The sequence below is a fragment of the Pseudomonas sp. B28(2017) genome, assembly GCF_002113025.1.
Lineage (GTDB): Bacteria > Pseudomonadota > Gammaproteobacteria > Pseudomonadales > Pseudomonadaceae > Aquipseudomonas.
The window spans coordinates 282190-297743 of record NZ_NEJH01000001.1; the positions used below are offsets into that span (position 1 = coordinate 282190).

Annotated in this window: 13 protein-coding genes; 4 read left to right on the plus strand and 9 right to left on the minus strand. The window is 62.2% G+C overall.

The genetic code is table 11. From position 1 onward, the window contains the following. Nucleotides 1-93 precede the first annotated feature (93 nt). The gene (locus CAF65_RS01360; RefSeq protein WP_085714658.1) at nt 94-765 is read left to right on the plus strand and encodes a phosphoribosyltransferase; all 672 of its coding nucleotides are present in this window, start codon (nt 94-96) and stop codon (nt 763-765) included. A gap of 137 nt (nt 766-902) precedes the next feature. Next, a complete protein-coding gene (locus CAF65_RS01365) occupies nt 903-1472 on the plus strand; it encodes a YceI family protein (protein WP_085714659.1) in 570 nt (189 codons plus the stop codon). Between the two features lie 95 nt (nt 1473-1567). On the opposite strand, the gene CAF65_RS01370 is transcribed toward CAF65_RS01365, so the two are convergent. Next, nucleotides 1568-4966, minus strand: a complete 3399-nt coding sequence (locus CAF65_RS01370) for an Ig-like domain-containing protein (protein ID WP_085714660.1) — start codon at nt 4964-4966, stop codon at nt 1568-1570. A gap of 259 nt (nt 4967-5225) precedes the next feature. Here CAF65_RS01370 and CAF65_RS01375 point away from each other — a divergent pair, with 259 nt between their 5' ends. Continuing rightward, entirely contained in the window at nt 5226-5948 is a 723-nt protein-coding gene (locus CAF65_RS01375; protein WP_085714661.1) for a GNAT family N-acetyltransferase, read from the plus strand. Between the two features lie 158 nt (nt 5949-6106). Here CAF65_RS01375 and CAF65_RS01380 read toward each other — a convergent pair whose 3' ends face one another. Beyond that, nucleotides 6107-6547: a hotdog fold domain-containing protein gene (locus tag CAF65_RS01380; protein ID WP_085714662.1), complete on the minus strand. Its 441-nt coding sequence runs from the start codon at nt 6545-6547 to the stop codon at nt 6107-6109. Between the two features lie 165 nt (nt 6548-6712). Between CAF65_RS01380 and CAF65_RS01385 the strand changes: the two genes are divergently transcribed. Then, the gene (locus CAF65_RS01385; RefSeq protein ID WP_085714663.1) at nt 6713-7333 is read left to right on the plus strand and encodes a TetR/AcrR family transcriptional regulator; all 621 of its coding nucleotides are present in this window, start codon (nt 6713-6715) and stop codon (nt 7331-7333) included. 198 nt (nt 7334-7531) lie between these two features. Here the strand turns inward: CAF65_RS01385 and CAF65_RS01390 are convergent, their stop codons facing one another. From CAF65_RS01390 to CAF65_RS01420, 7 genes are all read right to left on the minus strand, one after another. Continuing rightward, nucleotides 7532-9004, minus strand: a complete 1473-nt coding sequence (locus tag CAF65_RS01390) for an aldehyde dehydrogenase family protein (RefSeq protein ID WP_085714664.1) — start codon at nt 9002-9004, stop codon at nt 7532-7534. Then, nucleotides 8997-9824 carry an ABC transporter permease gene (locus CAF65_RS01395; protein ID WP_085714665.1) on the minus strand — a complete coding sequence of 276 codons (828 nt, stop codon included), beginning with the start codon at nt 9822-9824 and terminating at the stop codon, nt 8997-8999. Before CAF65_RS01395 ends, CAF65_RS01390 begins: the two co-directional genes overlap by 8 nt. A gap of 1 nt (nt 9825) precedes the next feature. Then, entirely contained in the window at nt 9826-10743 is a 918-nt protein-coding gene (locus CAF65_RS01400) for an ABC transporter permease (RefSeq protein WP_085714666.1), read from the minus strand. Nucleotides 10744-10774: 31 nt separating this feature from the next. Next, the gene (locus CAF65_RS01405) at nt 10775-11917 is read right to left on the minus strand and encodes a PotD/PotF family extracellular solute-binding protein (protein ID WP_085714667.1); all 1143 of its coding nucleotides are present in this window, start codon (nt 11915-11917) and stop codon (nt 10775-10777) included. A 39-nt stretch (nt 11918-11956) separates the two neighbouring features. Further along, the gene (locus CAF65_RS01410; protein WP_256578580.1) at nt 11957-13084 is read right to left on the minus strand and encodes an ABC transporter ATP-binding protein; all 1128 of its coding nucleotides are present in this window, start codon (nt 13082-13084) and stop codon (nt 11957-11959) included. A 217-nt stretch (nt 13085-13301) separates the two neighbouring features. Beyond that, nucleotides 13302-14126, minus strand: coding sequence for a response regulator transcription factor (locus CAF65_RS01415; protein WP_085714668.1), 825 nt, complete (start codon nt 14124-14126; stop codon nt 13302-13304). 175 nt (nt 14127-14301) lie between these two features. After that, nucleotides 14302-15531, minus strand: a complete 1230-nt coding sequence (locus CAF65_RS01420) for an MFS transporter (RefSeq protein ID WP_085714669.1) — start codon at nt 15529-15531, stop codon at nt 14302-14304. Nucleotides 15532-15554: the final 23 nt, after the last annotated feature.

The window sequence follows — 15554 nt, forward strand, 5'->3', positions numbered from 1 at the left end:
AGGGGGCGGATAATGCTATGCACCGAAACCTGTGGCTACAGAAGGCAGGTTTGGCTGAAGTACGCAGGCGTGATCGCCTGGGGAGGTTTTCACATGAGCCCCTTGTCCCATTCCATCCTGCAGGACCGGCCAGCGGCCGGGCGGCGTTTGATTGAGCCGTTGCTGCCTTACGCCAATCGAGCCGATGTCATTGTTCTGGCCTTGCCCCGTGGCGGTGTACCGGTGGCCTATGAAGTGGCCACGGCGCTGAAGGTTCGCCTGGACCTGATGCTGGTGCGCAAGCTCGGCGTGCCGTCCCAGCCGGAGTACGCCATGGGCGCGATTGCCAGCGGCGGTATCCGGATTCTCAATGAAGAGGCGCTGCGGGTGCACCCGATTGATCGCGCCGTGTTCGATGCCGTGGTCGAACGGGAAACCCGCGAGTTGCTGCGCCGCGAGAAGGTGTACCGCGGCACGCGGCCGCCGGTGCAGTTCAAGGATCAGGTGGTGATCCTGATCGACGACGGCCTGGCCACCGGTGCTTCGATGAGAGCGGCGATCCAGGCGCTGCGGGTGCAGGCGCCATCGCGCATCGTGGTGGCGGTGCCGGTAGCGCCGATCGACACGGTGGAGGCACTGCGCAACGAGGTGGATGAACTGGTCTGCCCGCTGATGCCCGAGTGGTTCACTTCGATTGGGCATTGGTACATGGATTTTTCCCAGACCTCGGATACCGAGGTGATCGAGCTGTTGCAGCGGGCGTGGCAACGCGGGGAGTGCGGGTAGCGCTGACGGCCATCGGCAGGTGGTCGCAAATCAACGGGTGAGGTGGAATAAACGCCGGTTGTTTGCTTTATTCCATCAGGTGCCTGCCTTCGTGTGCGGCACGCCAACTCAGGACGGGAGCCCTCCCGGAGAGTGCCATGAACCTTCGATCCGCGCATTGCGTCGTTCTGGCCTGCACGTTTGTGTTCGGCCTGGTGCCGTTCGCGAAAGCCGTGGAGTACAAGGAGGTGAACGCCAGGGCCAGCACCTTGAGTTTCACCTATGAGCAGATGGGTTCGAGAGCCTATGGCACCTTCGGCAAGTTCGAGGCCAATATCGACTTCGACACCGAAAACCCTGGCGCCGCCCACGCCACGCTGACCATCGACCTGAACAGCATCGACGCCGGCAGCAGCGACGCCAACACCGAGCTGCAAAAACCGGCGTGGTTCGACACGGAGAAGTTTCCGGTGGCGACCTTCGAGTCGACTGCAGTCAAAGCTCTCGGCAATAACCGCTACGCCATCACTGGCAAACTGTCCCTGCGGGGGATCACGAAGGCGGTGAGTGTGCCGGTGCTGCTGAAATCGGAGAGTTCCATTGGCATCTTCGATGGCGAACTGGTACTCAAGCGTGACGACTTCAAGATGGGCGAGGGCGAGTGGGCGGACAGTGTGGTGTCCAACGAGATCAACATCCGTTTTCGGATGGTGGCGCCGCAGCGGTGACTGGAGGGGGCTGATTCACCTCGGTACCACCTTGCGATTCACAAAAGAAAAACGCCCGATCCACATTGCATGGACCGGGCGTCGATCAATCCGCTCTAGTTTGCCTTTATCGGTACTGTCACGGTTTTGCCGAAGGCCGATTTGACGGTTGCCGTCGGGTTGGGCGACGGGCCACTGCCGACGGTGGTCACCGCTATATTCCAGCGCGCGCCTGTCGCTGTAGGCGTCAGGGTGGCGGTGCCAAGGTTCACCGTACCGGTTGTGGTCGTGGCAGTCGCCGTGATGGTATTGCCCGTGCCACGTGAGGTGGTGCCCGACAGGACCCAGTAGTAGCGGCTGTTGCTGCGGGCGGTGACGGTAGCGCTGGTGACGATCAGGTTCTCGACGACCGCTGCCGAGACCGCCACGGACACCGTCGCCGGTGCCGACTCTGCACCCTTGGCATCGGCGGCCTTATAGGTAAAGGTCGCGGTGAACGGTGCGGGGACCGTGGCCGGTGGTGTGTAGGTCACGCGCAGGCCATCGGTGCTGACCGTGCCCTTGCCGGAGTCCGGTTGCTCCAGACCCACCACTTTAAGGGGCACGTTGCCGTCAGGGTCGGTGTCGTTGGCCAGGACGTTGATGGTCAGCGGTTGGCCGTTGTTGCTGATGGCGCTGTCAGGGTTGGCGATCGGATTTTTGTTATCGCCGTCGTTATTGTTCCGGGTATCGCCAGTGCGGAAGGTCGGCAGCGCAGAGGAATTGACGTAGGTGACGCCGTCCCAGCCGGGCAGGGGCGCTGGCATCAACTGGAACTGGCCCGGATGCTCGACATCCCAGCGCAGCAGCATGGAGGTATCCTCGTGCTGGGTGTTGTGGCAGTGCTCCATGTAGGTCCCGGCGAATTCGCGGAAGCGGATCGCCATTTCCACGTCCACCGAGCTGTCGATGCCCTCGCCGATGCGATAGACGTCCTTGCGCGCCCATTTTTCCCATTCCGGCGGCGGGTTGCCATCGCGGTGGAGGATGACCCCCTCTTCGAAGTGCACGTGCACCGGGTGGTTCCAGCCGTTGCCGCCGCTCTTGATTCTCCACACTTCCAGGGTGCCGTCGCCGGAGAACCCGGCATCGGTCGGGCCGTTCGCCAGTTGCGGAGCGGCACTGATGATTCGAGGGTCCATGGGGAAGCCGAATTGACCACCGTCGGTCTTGATCGTCCAGGGTTGTTCGTCGGTGCCGTCGGAGCGGCCGAAGATGAACTCGCGATGGCGTGCCACCTTGAGCTTGGCCTGCATCGCTGGATCGTCGCGGTTGATCGTCAGCGGGATCATGACCTTGCCGGCCGCTTTGCCCGGTTTGGCGGGTTCGTAGTCGGCGGGGTTCATGCTCACGTCCTGGCCGGCATAAGGCTGGACCACCAGCTGCAGGAACTTGCCCACCCCCGGGTCGCCGCCGTCCCACTCCAGCCCTTTGCTGCCCTGCTTGAGCACCGCCTTGTACGTCCCGGACAGGACATCGGCCAGGCTCAGCACTGTAGCCTCCGGCCCCTTGCCGCTCTGGTGCTCCATCAGGTTGACGAAGTACAGCTTGTCGCCGACGCTGATCCCGTTTTTCGCGAAGTTGACGATGATGTCGAACCGCTCGGCAATGCCCTGGGTGGGCAGGATGGCGTTGTGGTTCTGCAGGTCACCGTTACCTTCCAGGTCCATGCTGCCGTCGAACGGCACGGCATGTTCCATAAGGTTGCCGTCGTTGGCAATCATGTGGAATGGCACGCGGGTATAGGACACGCCGGAACCTGCCGGACCGGGGAATTCGCCACCGCTGCCGGCGACTTCACGCACCAGCGCGATCCTGAAGTAGCGCGACACCGAGCCATTGAGGATGCGGAAACGATAGCTGCGCGCGCGCACATTCAGGCGCGGCTGGTACTGCCAGTTGACCAGCACCTGATCGCCGAGAAAACCGTCGGTGTTGAACGGGTTGAACCACAGCTGGCCGTTCTGATCCCAGGCCTTGTCGGCCACCAGCAGGTTCACATCGTAGTCACGGTTGCCCCAGGGCAATGCCGAACCGCTGGGCAGGCGCAGGTTGACGCCGTCTTCGAAGGCTTCGTTACCGCGATCCAGGGCGCTGTAGTAGTTCATCATCACCGCGTTGCCTTTGTAGACGTTCTGCGCGGTGAAATCGACCATGTGGTCATGGAACCAGTGGGTGCTCATGGTTTCGCGCCAGTCGCCACGGATCTTGATGCTGCCGTTGTTGCACGTCTTCAGGCCCGGAGTGGCATCGTTGACGAACAGGGTTTCGCCCGGGGCGCAGGGGAACGCCGCGCGCGGATCCTGGGCGCTGGTGTTGATGGTGTCGTAACCGGCCAACTGGATCGGCCAGCGATAGTCGTAATACTGCCCCGGAAAGAAAAACGCACCGGCAAAGCCATCGCTTTCCGCCGGGGAGTGGCCGTTGTGTTCGTGGGTGGTGAGGGTGTGCAGGCCAAAGCCCATGTTGGCCGACGGATCGATCGGCAGGGCGTTGTAGTGACGCATCAGCGCCGGTTGGCCGTACCGTACCATCAACAGTTTTGGCGGAAAGGTGCCGTCGAAGGTCCAGAGCGCCTTGTGGTTCTGAATCGGCATGTTGGGGTGAAAACGAACATTGATGCCTTTGGTGGTGCCCGTAATGACCGGGGTGCTCGAGGTCTGGTTGTAGAGCCCGCCAGGCCCGAACTCACCGACGGCGTAGTTGTGCAACTGGCGGCGGTCGCGCATGCCACTGTTGGGCTGGGCGCCCGCTTGCGCGGTCTTGAAGGCGACCTGCGGGTAGAACTCGTTCCAGCGCTGGTGCGACCAGCCTTTTCCTGGCGGACGACCTTCGGCCGGCGAGCCGACCGGATGGCGGTTGAGGAAGGCTTCGATCTGCGCTTTCCACGGGTTGCGGTCCAGCACGTTGGAATACTGCGACGGAAACGGGTACAGCCCGGGCTGGCGCATGAAGGCTTCCAGCGCCGAGGGCGAAGGGCCGCTGCGGGCGATGTTGTTCGGGTCCTGCGTGGGCGCCGGGCCGACGAGCGGAACCGGGAAGGTCAGGGGTGGTGCCGGCAGTGTCGGGTCGAGTTTTTCCGTGCCGAATTCTTCGAACAGCAGCAGTTGCTGGGTGTACGGCTGCGCCCCGAACAATGGGCTGGGCTTGCCATTGGTGGGGATTTTGAAGGATGTCTGCAGGGCTGGCGGCAGCACGTTGTCGGTCGTTGGCGTGGTGAGGCGGGTACCAAAAGCGCCATTGGGCAGGGCGATGGAGCCCTGGTTGACGGGTGGCATGGCCCGTATGGCAGCCGACGCGGCATCGAGGTCGACCGGAGGGTTGCTAAACGCCGAAGGGTCGGTCGGTGGCGGCTGGCTGACATCGTCCAGCGGTACGGCGTTGGCGTTGCCGAGGCTGATATTGATCAGCATCACAGCGGCGATGCCCGGTTTCCTGAAAAGACCGAGCGACTTGAGATCAGGTGTTCTCTTCATATTGTTTTCCTCGGGGGCGCGCCGGTGAGGCTGACGTTCGCAATTCGCTCTCTGCAAGAGCTGCGCCAATCGCGAGGAGATCCGAGGGATAGGAAAAGTCGTTTTGTATCAAAAGATTGATGGCTGTAGTTGTGGTTATAGCGCCGCAGTGGGTGGGAATCCTCAGTGTTGGGGGCCTTCACCCACCCATTCCCCGCACTGCGCAGGTGTCAGGCGCGCTATGATAGGCGGCCCTTGCCTCCCGGAGCCTGTCACTGCAATGCCCCTGATCAGTCACTTCAAGACTCCGTGCCCCGAGCACATCAATAGCCAGATCCTGCAGATGGTGGTCGATAACCTGACCGACATCAGCATGGTCGCGATCCCGCCAAGCAACCTGCTGTACAACCTTTACCAATACGCGATCGGCTATGAGGTGCACCTGTATCTGCAAGCGCTGAACGGTGAAAAAGGCATTGCCGTGGAGTTGATTGTTGCCACTGACGAAGACGACCCGGAAAAGGTGACCGGCTTTTTGCTGTACCTGCCGGTGCAGGACGACCCCGAGGCGTGTGGCGTGGCGTACATGGCGGTGCAGGCCGAGTATCGGCGCCAGGGCGTGGCCCGGCGGATGCTGCGGGAAATGGTCGGCCGCTATCCCCATGCCGAGCTGACCTGCGCGGTGGCCAAGGTGCCGTATTTCGAGGCGATGGGCTTTGAGGTGGTGGGCGTGCGTGCGACCCAGGTATTGATGAACACCCGCGACCACGCCACCGATGGCTTGATGGCGCTGCTGGATGTGGCGTCGATCTACAGTTCGCTGGAAGTGCGGCAGATTCATACCTACTTGCTGCAAAAGCATGGCAAGCGGGCCATGACCGACGCCGAAAAACAGCGCGACCGGCACCTGGACCAGTTGACGCACAAGGCTCAGGCGTTTGTGCGGGGGCGGTTGGGGGACGATGCCGTGCCGGCGTCTGGCCCTCGCTTGCGCCTGGTCTGACCGCACCTTGAACACCACAGCTCCTTCTGTGGGAGCGAACCTGCTCGCGATGGAGTGTCAGGCCAAGTGGTGTCACTGACACACCATCGTCGGATCGCCGCCCGGAGCAAGCTCGCTCCTACAGGGGATCGAGCTGCCCGCGAGAGCCAGCTTAACGTTTAAGCCAGCTTCACATTCATGGTGATCCGCGCCGTGAACACCTTCTTGCCCTCGGCATCGTGAATGTCCACCGGCACGATCTTGTCGCCTTCGGTGGTCCAGTCCACGGCATCTCCCTCGGCTACCGCCGTTACATCGCTCTTGGCCTTGGCCAGGTATTCGACGCTCATGCCTTTGGGAATCCAGCGTGCGCCGGCGGGAATGGAAACGTCGGTCATCATCCCGGCGGCCAGTTCGGCGGCGTTGCACATCGCAATCGCATGCACCGTACCCAAATGATTGGTGATCTCCCGGGCAAACGGCACGTGCACGGTGGCGTTGCCTTTGCGCAAATCCTTGACCAGCGGGTTGATGGTGGAGAAGTAGGGCGCCACCTGGCAGGCCATTTTGCTGAACGCTTGCGGACCTGCGCTGCTGAACATGCTGAGGAACTGACTCATTTTGATGCCTCTTGAGAATGACAATTTGCAGAACAATATTCTTTTACAGAATAACGTTCTGTTTCGGAACAGTATTCTGTCGAGGAGAAATCTGTCAACCTAGCGCCACTTGTTCGTTGGCAACCGCCAACATCCACCGATTATTTTCCTGGACCGTTTTTCAGCATGGAAACCGCCGATCTGCTCGAACGCTGCTACCCCGGACGACGCGCCGAACTCAAGCGTGACATCTTCAGAAAGGCCCTCGGCCTGTTCAACGAACAGGGGATCGAGGCCACCACCATCGAAATGATTCGCGCCGAATGCGACACCAGTGTCGGTGCGATCTATCACCATTTCGGCAACAAGGAAGGTCTGGTGGCGGCGCTGTTCTTTACCGCTCTCGATGATCAGGCCCGCTTGCGCGACAGCTACCTGGCTGAGGCACACACCACACAAGCGGGGGTGCACGCGCTGGTGCACAGCTACGTGGATTGGGTCGATAGCCAGCCGGAGTGGGCGAGGTTCCAGTACCACGCGCGGTTTGCCGTCACCAAGGGGCCGTTCAAGGACGAACTTGCCACCCGCAACAAGACGCGCAACAAGCAGTTGCTGGAATGGCTGGGCGCACAGGGCAACGAACTGGGGGGGTTCCCGGCGGAGTTGATACCGTCGTTGATCGTCGGTCAGGCAGACAGTTACTGCCGCGCCTGGTTGTCGGGCCGGGTCAAAGGCAGCCCGAAGGCGTACCGGGACATGCTGGCGGAGGCGGCATGGCGGTCACTGTGCATCCCCCAACCTCAATGAAAATCCCATTGCAGGAGCGAGCCCGCACAGGAGTCTGGAGTGAATACAAGCGTTGTGTTCAACAAAAATCCACTGTGTGCGGGCTTGCCCGCGATAAGGGCTGCACATTCAACAGAGTTGTCGACTGACCCACCGCGATCACGAGCAAGCTCGCTCCCACAAGAACCGTGCTGATCAATACGGAGGATATTGACCTGTTCACTTCAAATACCAACCCCACGGCTGGTCGCTGACGTACTCGGTGACCTGCTTGACCTCCAGGTAGTTGTGCAGGCCCCATTGGCCCAGTTCCCGGCCGATGCCGCTGTGTTTCATGCCGCCCCAGGGTGCTTCGACGAAGGTTGGTTGCGAGCAGTTGACCCAGACGATCCCGGTGCGCAGCTGGTTGGCGACCCGGGCGGTGCGCTGCAAGTCGGCGCTCATCACGGCGGCGGCCAGGCCGAAGCGGCTGGCGTTGGCCATTTGCACTGCTTGCTCTTCGGTCTTGAAGCGCTTGATGCACAGCACTGGGCCAAACACTTCCTCGCGCCACAGAATGCTGCTGTGGCCCGGCTCATCGAATATCGCCGGCTCGATGAAGTAACCTTCGGCCAGGTGCGCCGGTCGCCGCCCGCCCGTGAGCAAACGGGCGCCGCTGGCCAGGCCTTGGTCGATGAAACCGAGCACCTTCTCGTACTGGCCCTGGCTGACCAGCGGCCCGAGCAGAACGCCGGGCTGCATGCCGGGGCCAATGCTGATCCTGCGGGTTTCTTCCACCAGCCGCTCGATCAGGCGCGGGGCGATGGCTTCCTGCACCAGCAGGCGTGACGTGGCGCTGCACACCTGGCCCTGATTCCAGAAAATCCCGAACAGAATCCACTCCACCGCCGCTTCGACATCGGCGTCATCGAACACGATGAAGGCCGACTTGCCGCCCAGTTCCAGGCTGATGTTCTTGATGTCCCGCGCCGCCGCCGACATGATTTTCGCCCCGGTGGGCACGCTGCCGGTGAACGCCAGTTTGTCCACGCCCGGATGCTCGGTGAGCGGGCTGCCGGCGTCGGTGCCGAGACCGGTGACCACGTTCAACACCCCGGCGGGCAAGCCAACGCGATCGGCGGCGGCTGCCAGTTCCAGGGCGGTCAGCGGTGTCAGCTCGGACGGTTTCAACACTAGCGTGGCCCCGGCGGCCAAGGCGGGTGCCACCTTCCACGCGGCCATCAGCAACGGGTAGTTCCAGGGGATGATCTGCCCGGCGACGCCAATCGGCTCGTGGCGGATTCGGCAGCGGAAGCGCTCGTCCGGCAATACCAGCGGCTGGTCCTGCTGCTGGTCCAGTTCGCGGGCCAGACTGGCGTAGTAGCGAAAGCAGGCGATGGCGTCGCCGATGTCCCATTGTGCTTCCGGCAAGGGTTTGCCGTTGTCACGCACTTCCAGTTCCGAGAGTGCCTGTTTGCCGGTTTGCAGTTCATCGGCCAATACCTCCAGCCACTGCGCACGCTCGGCGCCGCTGCTTTGGCCCCAGCCATTGTCGAAGGCGCGCCGGGCCGCGCGCACGGCATGGTCGACGTCTTCTTCGGTGCCTGCCGCGACGCGGTGGAAGGCCTGTTCGGTGGCCGGGTCGATCACGTCCAGGTAACCGCCCAGATCCGGGTTGACCCACTCGCCATTGATGTAAAGCTGATCACGCATGGTGCGACTCCTGGACGCCGCTACGGCGGTTTTGCAGATGGCGGGAAGTGAACAGCAGGGCCAGTGACACGCAGATGATCACCGTCGATATCGCGTTGATCTCTGGCGTCACGCCACGGCGGATGGAGGAAAAGATGTAGATCGGCAGCGTCGTTTCGGAGCCGGCGACGAAGAACGCGATGATGAAATCGTCGAAGCTGAAGGTGAAGGCCAACAGGAACCCGGCCATGATCGCCGGGCTGATCTGCGGCAGGGTCACCCGCCAGAAGGTGTCCATCGGTGGCGCGTAAAGGTCAGCCGAGGCTTCGAGCAAGGCCTTGTCCAGCGAATCGACGCGGCTGCGCACGATCACCATGACCAGGGCCATGGTGAACAGCGAATGCGCGGCGATCACGGTGAAGAAACCCATGTTCAACTTCGCCACCGTCGGCAACCAACTCGCCAGCAACGGGTTGATCAGCTCGAACAGGCTGATGAAGGCGATCAGCGTCGAGATGCCGATAACGATGCCCGGCACGATGATTGCGCAATAGGTCAGAGCATCGAACAGCATCCGCACTTTGCTGCCGCAGCGCTGCAAGCCGAACACCGCCAGGGTGCCGAACAGCGTGGCGATCACCGCCGAGCTGAAGGCAATCAGCGCGCTGTTGCCCAGTGCCTCCATGATGAACGGGTTGCCGAATGCAGTGCCGAACCATTGCACCGAGCAGCACTGAAAGGCCAGGCCACTGCGCCCGGCGTTGAAGCTGAACAGCACGATCAAGGCAATCGGTGCGTAGAGGAACAGGTACAGCGATGTCGAATAGCTGCGCAGCCACATGTCACAGGCCTCCGTCGGCAGGGCGGCCGCCGTAGCGCGCCACCAGTTTCAAGTACAGGCCGATGATCAGCAGCATCATCGCCACCAGCGTCATGGCCAGGGCGCTGCCGAACGGCCAGTTGCGCGATTGCAGGAATAGGTCGACCAGCGCGTTGCCGACAAAGAACACCTTGCCGCCACCGAGAATCGCCGGGATCAGGAACTCGCCCATCAGCAGGATGAACACCAGCATCACCCCGGTGATGATCCCCGGCGCGGACAAGGGCAGGGTGATGCGCCGGAAACTTTCGAAGGCGCTGGCACCGAGGTCCGCCGAGGCTTCGAGCAGGCGCTTGTCGAGTTTTTCCAGGCTGACGTAGATCGGGAACACCATCAGCGGCAGGTAGCCGTAGACGATGCCGATCAGCACCGCCCACGGTGTGTTGATCAGTCGCACATCCTCAAGGCCCAGGCTGGCCAGCAGCGCCGGAATGCCTTTGCCGCTGAGGATGAAAATCCACGCATAGGTGCGGATCAGGAAACTGGTCCAGAACGGCACGATCACCAGGGTCAGCAACAGCGAACGGTTCTTCGTGACCTTGACCGCCAGGAAGTACGCCAGCGGATACGCCGCCACCAGGCACACCAGGGTGCCCAGCGGCGCGAGCATCAGCGTGTTGCTGAACGCCGCACCGCGCGAGCCGAGGTTCAGGTAGTTGGCCAGGGTGAAGCCACCGGCGTAACCGCCCACGGCACTGCGCTCGCCGAAACTGAAGACCAGGATGATCACCAGCGGCATCAACAACAGCAGCAGGAACCACAGGGTCGAAGGCAAGAGCATCAGCAGAGTGATGCGTCGGCCGAGGCTGCGCCGTTGGCGAACCTCGATGGGCAGGGCACGGCCCGGCTGCACCGTTTGCGGGTGGGCGGCGGCGTTCATGGGTGACTCCTCATTGGCCATGGTCAAGCGATCAGGCGGACTTGAAACGTGCCATCAGTTCGGCGCGCGCCGGGCTGGTCAGCGTCGCGGCAGCCCCGAACTCCAGCGGGCTCAAGGCTTCGGCGGCCGGGTACATGATCGGATCGTCGAGCATCGCCGTGGGTAGCAAGGCATCGACACGCTTGTCGCCGCTCGGGTAGCCGTGGCTCAGCACTTCGAGTTTGTTGTGCTGCGGGTCGAGCAGGTAATTGATGAAGGCATAGGCGGCGTCCTTGTGTTCCGAGCTTTTCGGAATCGCGAAGAAGTCGCTCCACAGTTCGCCACCTTCCTTGCCCAGCTCGAACTGCATTTGCGCGTTGTCGCGGTGCAGTTGCGAGGCGTCGCCGGTCCACGACATCGCCAGCCAGGCATCGCCGCTGCGCATCGATGGCTGGATGTCGGAGTTGATCGCGAACAGGTGCGGCTTGACCTCGATCAGCAGTTTTTCTGCGTCGGCCAGTTCTTTCGGGTCCAGGGAGTTGAAGCTGTAGCCGAAACTTTTGAGGGCGTTGCCGATGGCGGTCAACTGGTAGTCGTGGACCATCGTCCGGCCACTGGCCGGGCCCTGGGCGGCGGCCCAGAATTCCTTCCAGCTGCTCGGGCCGTTTTTCAGTTTGCCGGTGTCGTAGAGCATGCCGGTGGTGCCCCAGTTTTTCGGCACCGCGTAGACCTTGCCGTCCACCGTGCCCTGGGCCATGAATTTCTGCTGGAACGCCGAGGCGTCGAAGTTGGGAATGCGCGACAGGTCCAGCGGCTCGATCAGGCCCAGCCCGACGTACGTGCTGATGGTGTAGTTGGTCGGCACCAGCACGTCCCAGCCACTGCCGCCGGCCTGCAATTTGGCGAGCATTTCTTCGTTGGAACCGAACACGCTCATCGACACCCGGGCGCCGGTGGTCTTGCCGAAAGCGTCGAGGTTTTCCTGGCTGTGGTAGTTCGGCCAGGTCGCCAGCGACAGGCGATCACCGAGTTTGCTTTGCTCGGCCGCCTCGGCGGTGGAGGTCAACAGGCCGGGCATATTGGCCGCGACCACAGCGGCGGCAATCCCGAGGCCGGTGCGGCCAAGGAAGTCGCGGCGACTGATCGAGCCGTTCTGCCAACTGCGCAGGGTTTTTATAAAAGTCTTCTGGTCCATGGCACGCTCCACATCCGGTTGATGAAACGAATCGATGATTTACAACGCCATGGCCAGGCCATTGGCGTGATCCCAGCCGACGCGCACTGCCGCGCCGTGTTCGAATGCATTGGCGCCGTGATCCTGATGGCGCGGCACACGCACGCAGACCACCCCGAAGGCCTGGGTGCGGACGCGGTATTCGGTGCAATTGCCCAGGTAAATGCGATCTTCGACGCAGCCCGGCAGCTTCACTTCGCGGGTCATCTCGGCGTTGGCCCCGGCGATGCTGATCAGCTCCGGGCGTACCGCAATGCAACCGGCGGCGTTGGCGCTCAGGCCCTTGCCGGTGGGGGTGAGGGGGCTGGTCAGTTCCAGTCCTTGCTCGGTACGCAGCACCACCGAATGGCCGTTGAGCTGGCGGACGGTGCCGTCGAACAGGTTGGACTCACCGATAAAGTCGGCCACATAACGGCTGGCCGGGGCCTCATAGAGTTGTTCCGGGGTGGCGGTCTGGATGATTGAACCGTTGTGCATCACGCTGATGCTGTCACTCATCGACAGGGCTTCTTCCTGATCGTGGGTGACCAGCACGAACGTGATGCCGACCTCGCGCTGCAAGCGCAGCAATTCCGATTGCATCTCCTTGCGCAGCTTGCGGTCCAGCGCCGCCAGTGGCTCGTCGAGCAGCAACACCGTCGGCTTGTTGACCAGGGCGCGGGCGAGGGCGACACGCTGTTGCTGACCGCCTGAAAGCTCGCTCGGCTTGCGCTGGCCGAAGCCGCTCAGGCGCACCATTTCCAGCGCTTCATCAGCCATGTGCAGTTGCTTTTTTTTATCCGGGCGCGGTGTGCGATAGCGCAGGCCATAGGCAATGTTCTGCGCCACGGTCAGGTGCGGAAACAGCGCGTAATGCTGGAACACCATGTTCACCGGCCGCTCGAACGCCGGCACGCCGGCAACGCTCTTGCCGGCCAGACGGACCTCGCCGCTGGTGGGCTGTTCGAAGCCGGCGATCATGCGCAAGGTGGTGGTCTTGCCGCAGCCCGAACCACCGAGGAAGGAATGAAACGAGCCACGCCGCACCGCGAAATTCAGACCGCCGACGGCCTGCACCTCGCCATAGCGTTTGACCACATTGCAGAATTCGATATCGCTTGGCGGGGTGTCGTTCACGCTGTTGTTCACGAGGCGGGCTCCCTTGCAGTGATGAATCAGTGCGTCGGGGGTCAAACTAGCAATCGGGGTTTTGCGGTGTATATATCCCTTGGGGGATAGGAGCGATTCATTGTAGGAGCTCGCTCGCGATGGTCGTTAACGATTACGCGTGATGACTGGCTGAACGCAGTGCTCTTGAGTTCATCGCGAGCTCGCTCCTACAGGTTTTTTGCTTAACCGACAGGTATCAGGCTTGCAGCTTGAGACCGGGCGCCTGCAACGGATCCTCCGTCAACTCCCGAATGAACAACCCCAGCAACTCCGACTGGCTGCCAATACCCAGCTTGGCGTAGATGTTCTTGCGGTGAATCTTCACCGTGCCGGGGCTGATGCTCAGTTGTTCGGCCACCGAGGCGCTGGAGTGGCCGCGCAGCAACAGTTGAACGATTTCCTGTTCGCGCCCGGTGAGGATGTGCGCGCCGAAGTGATCGAAGGCTTCGCGGATCTTGAAGTCCAGGTCTTGGGCCGGGCGTGGTTGCTGGGCCTGACGCAAGCGCCAGGCTTCATTGATGACCTGCTCGACCACCGCTTGTGCGCATTCGACCAACTGCATTTCGTCACGGCTGAAGGCGCAGCTGGCGGTCGAGCGCATCAGGGACAGCACCGCCGTGGCGCCGTCGCCGAGGTCGACGAAAAACGCCACTTCCTCGGCCAGTCCGGTTTGCTGGTAATAGGTCAGGAAGTATTCGCCGAGGTAGAAATGGTCGGGGGCGAACTGACGCAGACGCCACAGTCCCGGTGCCTGACCGCGGGTGCAGGCCAGGTAGAACGGGTCGAGCAGGTAAGGCCCGCATTGATAGTCGTCGACATACACCGCGCGCTTGTCCGCCGAGAAGGTATCGAACAACGCCAGTGGCCGGTGATTGCCTTCATAGACAAACAACACGAAATGATCGACCGGGCAGATTTGCCGGATCCAGTGGCTCAACCCTGACAGCCGCGCATGCCCGGCAGGCAGGTCGAGCAGGTGGGCGACACCGGTGGTCCAGAGTTTCAGTTCCTTGGGGCGCATGGCGGCTACACGCAGTAGAGGATTGCCTGTGGATGCACAAAGTACGCCATGGCGGTTCTGCCCTCGTGGAGCGCGGCGGTTGGCAGTGCGCCGTGGAGAAGACGCACCGCAACAGGGCCGGGTGTTACCGAGTGCTACAGGGCGGGTAGCAAAAATGATCAGGTGGAACGGTCATTCACGCACCCGATCGGCGTTTTCCGGTAGACGGCAACAGGATCGTCAGAATCCCCAGCAGCGGCAGGTACGAACACAGCGTGTACACGTACTCGATGCCCTGGATATCCGCCAGATGCCCCAGCAGCGCGGCGCCAATGCCGCCGAATCCGAACATCAGGCCGAAGAACACCCCGGCGATCATGCCGACGTTGCCGGGCACCAGTTCCTGGGCGAAGACCACGATGGCCGAGAATGCCGAGGCGAGGATGAAGCCGATGATCATGCTCAGCACGCCCGTCCAGAACAGGTCGACGTAGGGCAGGGCGAGGGTGAACGGCGCGGCGCCGAGGATGGAAAACCAGATCACTTGCTTGCGGCCGATCCGGTCGCCGATCGGGCCACCAAAGAACGTGCCCGCCGCGACGGCGCCGAGGAACAGGAACAGGTACAGCTGCGAACTGGCCACCGACAGGTCGAACTTTTCGATCAGGTAGAAGGTGAAGTAACTGGTGAAGCTGGCCATGTAGAAGTACTTGGAGAACACCAGCAGCGCCAGCACCAGCAGGGCGAACGTCACCCGCCGTTTCGACAGACCGTGGGTGGCCTTGCTGCCTTGCTTGAGCTTGAACAGGTTCAGATGATTGCGATACCAGCGGCTCAGGCCGTACTGCACGAGGATGGCAAACACCGCGAACAGGCCGAACCAGGCAACGTTGCCCTGGCCATAGGGAATGATGATCGCGGCGGCCAGCAACGGGCCGAAGGCGCTACCGGCATTGCCACCCACCTGAAAGGTCGATTGCGCCAGGCCGTAGCGACCGCCCGAAGCCAGGCGCGCCACCCGCGAGGTCTCGGGGTGAAAAGTCGACGAACCAACCCCCACCAGCGCCGAGGCCACGAGAATGGCCGGGAAGCTGCCGACCAGCGACAGCATCAGAATGCCGATCAGGGTGCAGACCATGCCGGCCGGCAGCAGCCACGGTTTGGGATGACGGTCGGTGTAGAAACCGATCCACGGTTGCAGCAGTGAAGCGGTGAGCTGGAAGGTCAGGGTGATCAGGCCGACCTGGGTGAAGCTCAGGCCATAACTGGCCTTGAGCATCGGGTAGATCGAAGGCAGCACGGCCTGGATCAGGTCGTTGATCAGATGCGCCAGGGCACAGGCACCAATGACACGCATGACCAGCGGGCTGGCCTGGCTGGCAACCGAGACGGTGGGTGAGGGTGAGCTGAGGGTAGTGGTCGACATGGGCGGGTTTCCGGATAAAAAAC

Excerpts from the sequence above, each read along its gene's own strand:
- CAF65_RS01415 (WP_085714668.1), bottom strand. The coding sequence starts at position 14,126 with ATGCGCCCCAAGGAACTGAAACTCTGGACCACCGGTGTCGCCCACCTG.
- CAF65_RS01360 (WP_085714658.1), top strand. The coding sequence starts at position 94 with ATGAGCCCCTTGTCCCATTCCATCCTGCAGGACCGGCCAGCGGCCGGG.
- CAF65_RS01375 (WP_085714661.1), top strand. The coding sequence starts at position 5,226 with ATGCCCCTGATCAGTCACTTCAAGACTCCGTGCCCCGAGCACATCAAT.
- CAF65_RS01370 (WP_085714660.1), bottom strand. The coding sequence starts at position 4,966 with ATGAAGAGAACACCTGATCTCAAGTCGCTCGGTCTTTTCAGGAAACCG.
- CAF65_RS01400 (WP_085714666.1), bottom strand. The coding sequence starts at position 10,743 with ATGAACGCCGCCGCCCACCCGCAAACGGTGCAGCCGGGCCGTGCCCTG.
- CAF65_RS01390 (WP_085714664.1), bottom strand. The coding sequence starts at position 9,004 with ATGCGTGATCAGCTTTACATCAATGGCGAGTGGGTCAACCCGGATCTG.
- CAF65_RS01405 (WP_085714667.1), bottom strand. The coding sequence starts at position 11,917 with ATGGACCAGAAGACTTTTATAAAAACCCTGCGCAGTTGGCAGAACGGC.
- CAF65_RS01395 (WP_085714665.1), bottom strand. The coding sequence starts at position 9,824 with ATGTGGCTGCGCAGCTATTCGACATCGCTGTACCTGTTCCTCTACGCA.
- CAF65_RS01420 (WP_085714669.1), bottom strand. The coding sequence starts at position 15,531 with ATGTCGACCACTACCCTCAGCTCACCCTCACCCACCGTCTCGGTTGCC.
- CAF65_RS01380 (WP_085714662.1), bottom strand. The coding sequence starts at position 6,547 with ATGAGTCAGTTCCTCAGCATGTTCAGCAGCGCAGGTCCGCAAGCGTTC.
- CAF65_RS01365 (WP_085714659.1), top strand. The coding sequence starts at position 903 with ATGAACCTTCGATCCGCGCATTGCGTCGTTCTGGCCTGCACGTTTGTG.
- CAF65_RS01385 (WP_085714663.1), top strand. The coding sequence starts at position 6,713 with ATGGAAACCGCCGATCTGCTCGAACGCTGCTACCCCGGACGACGCGCC.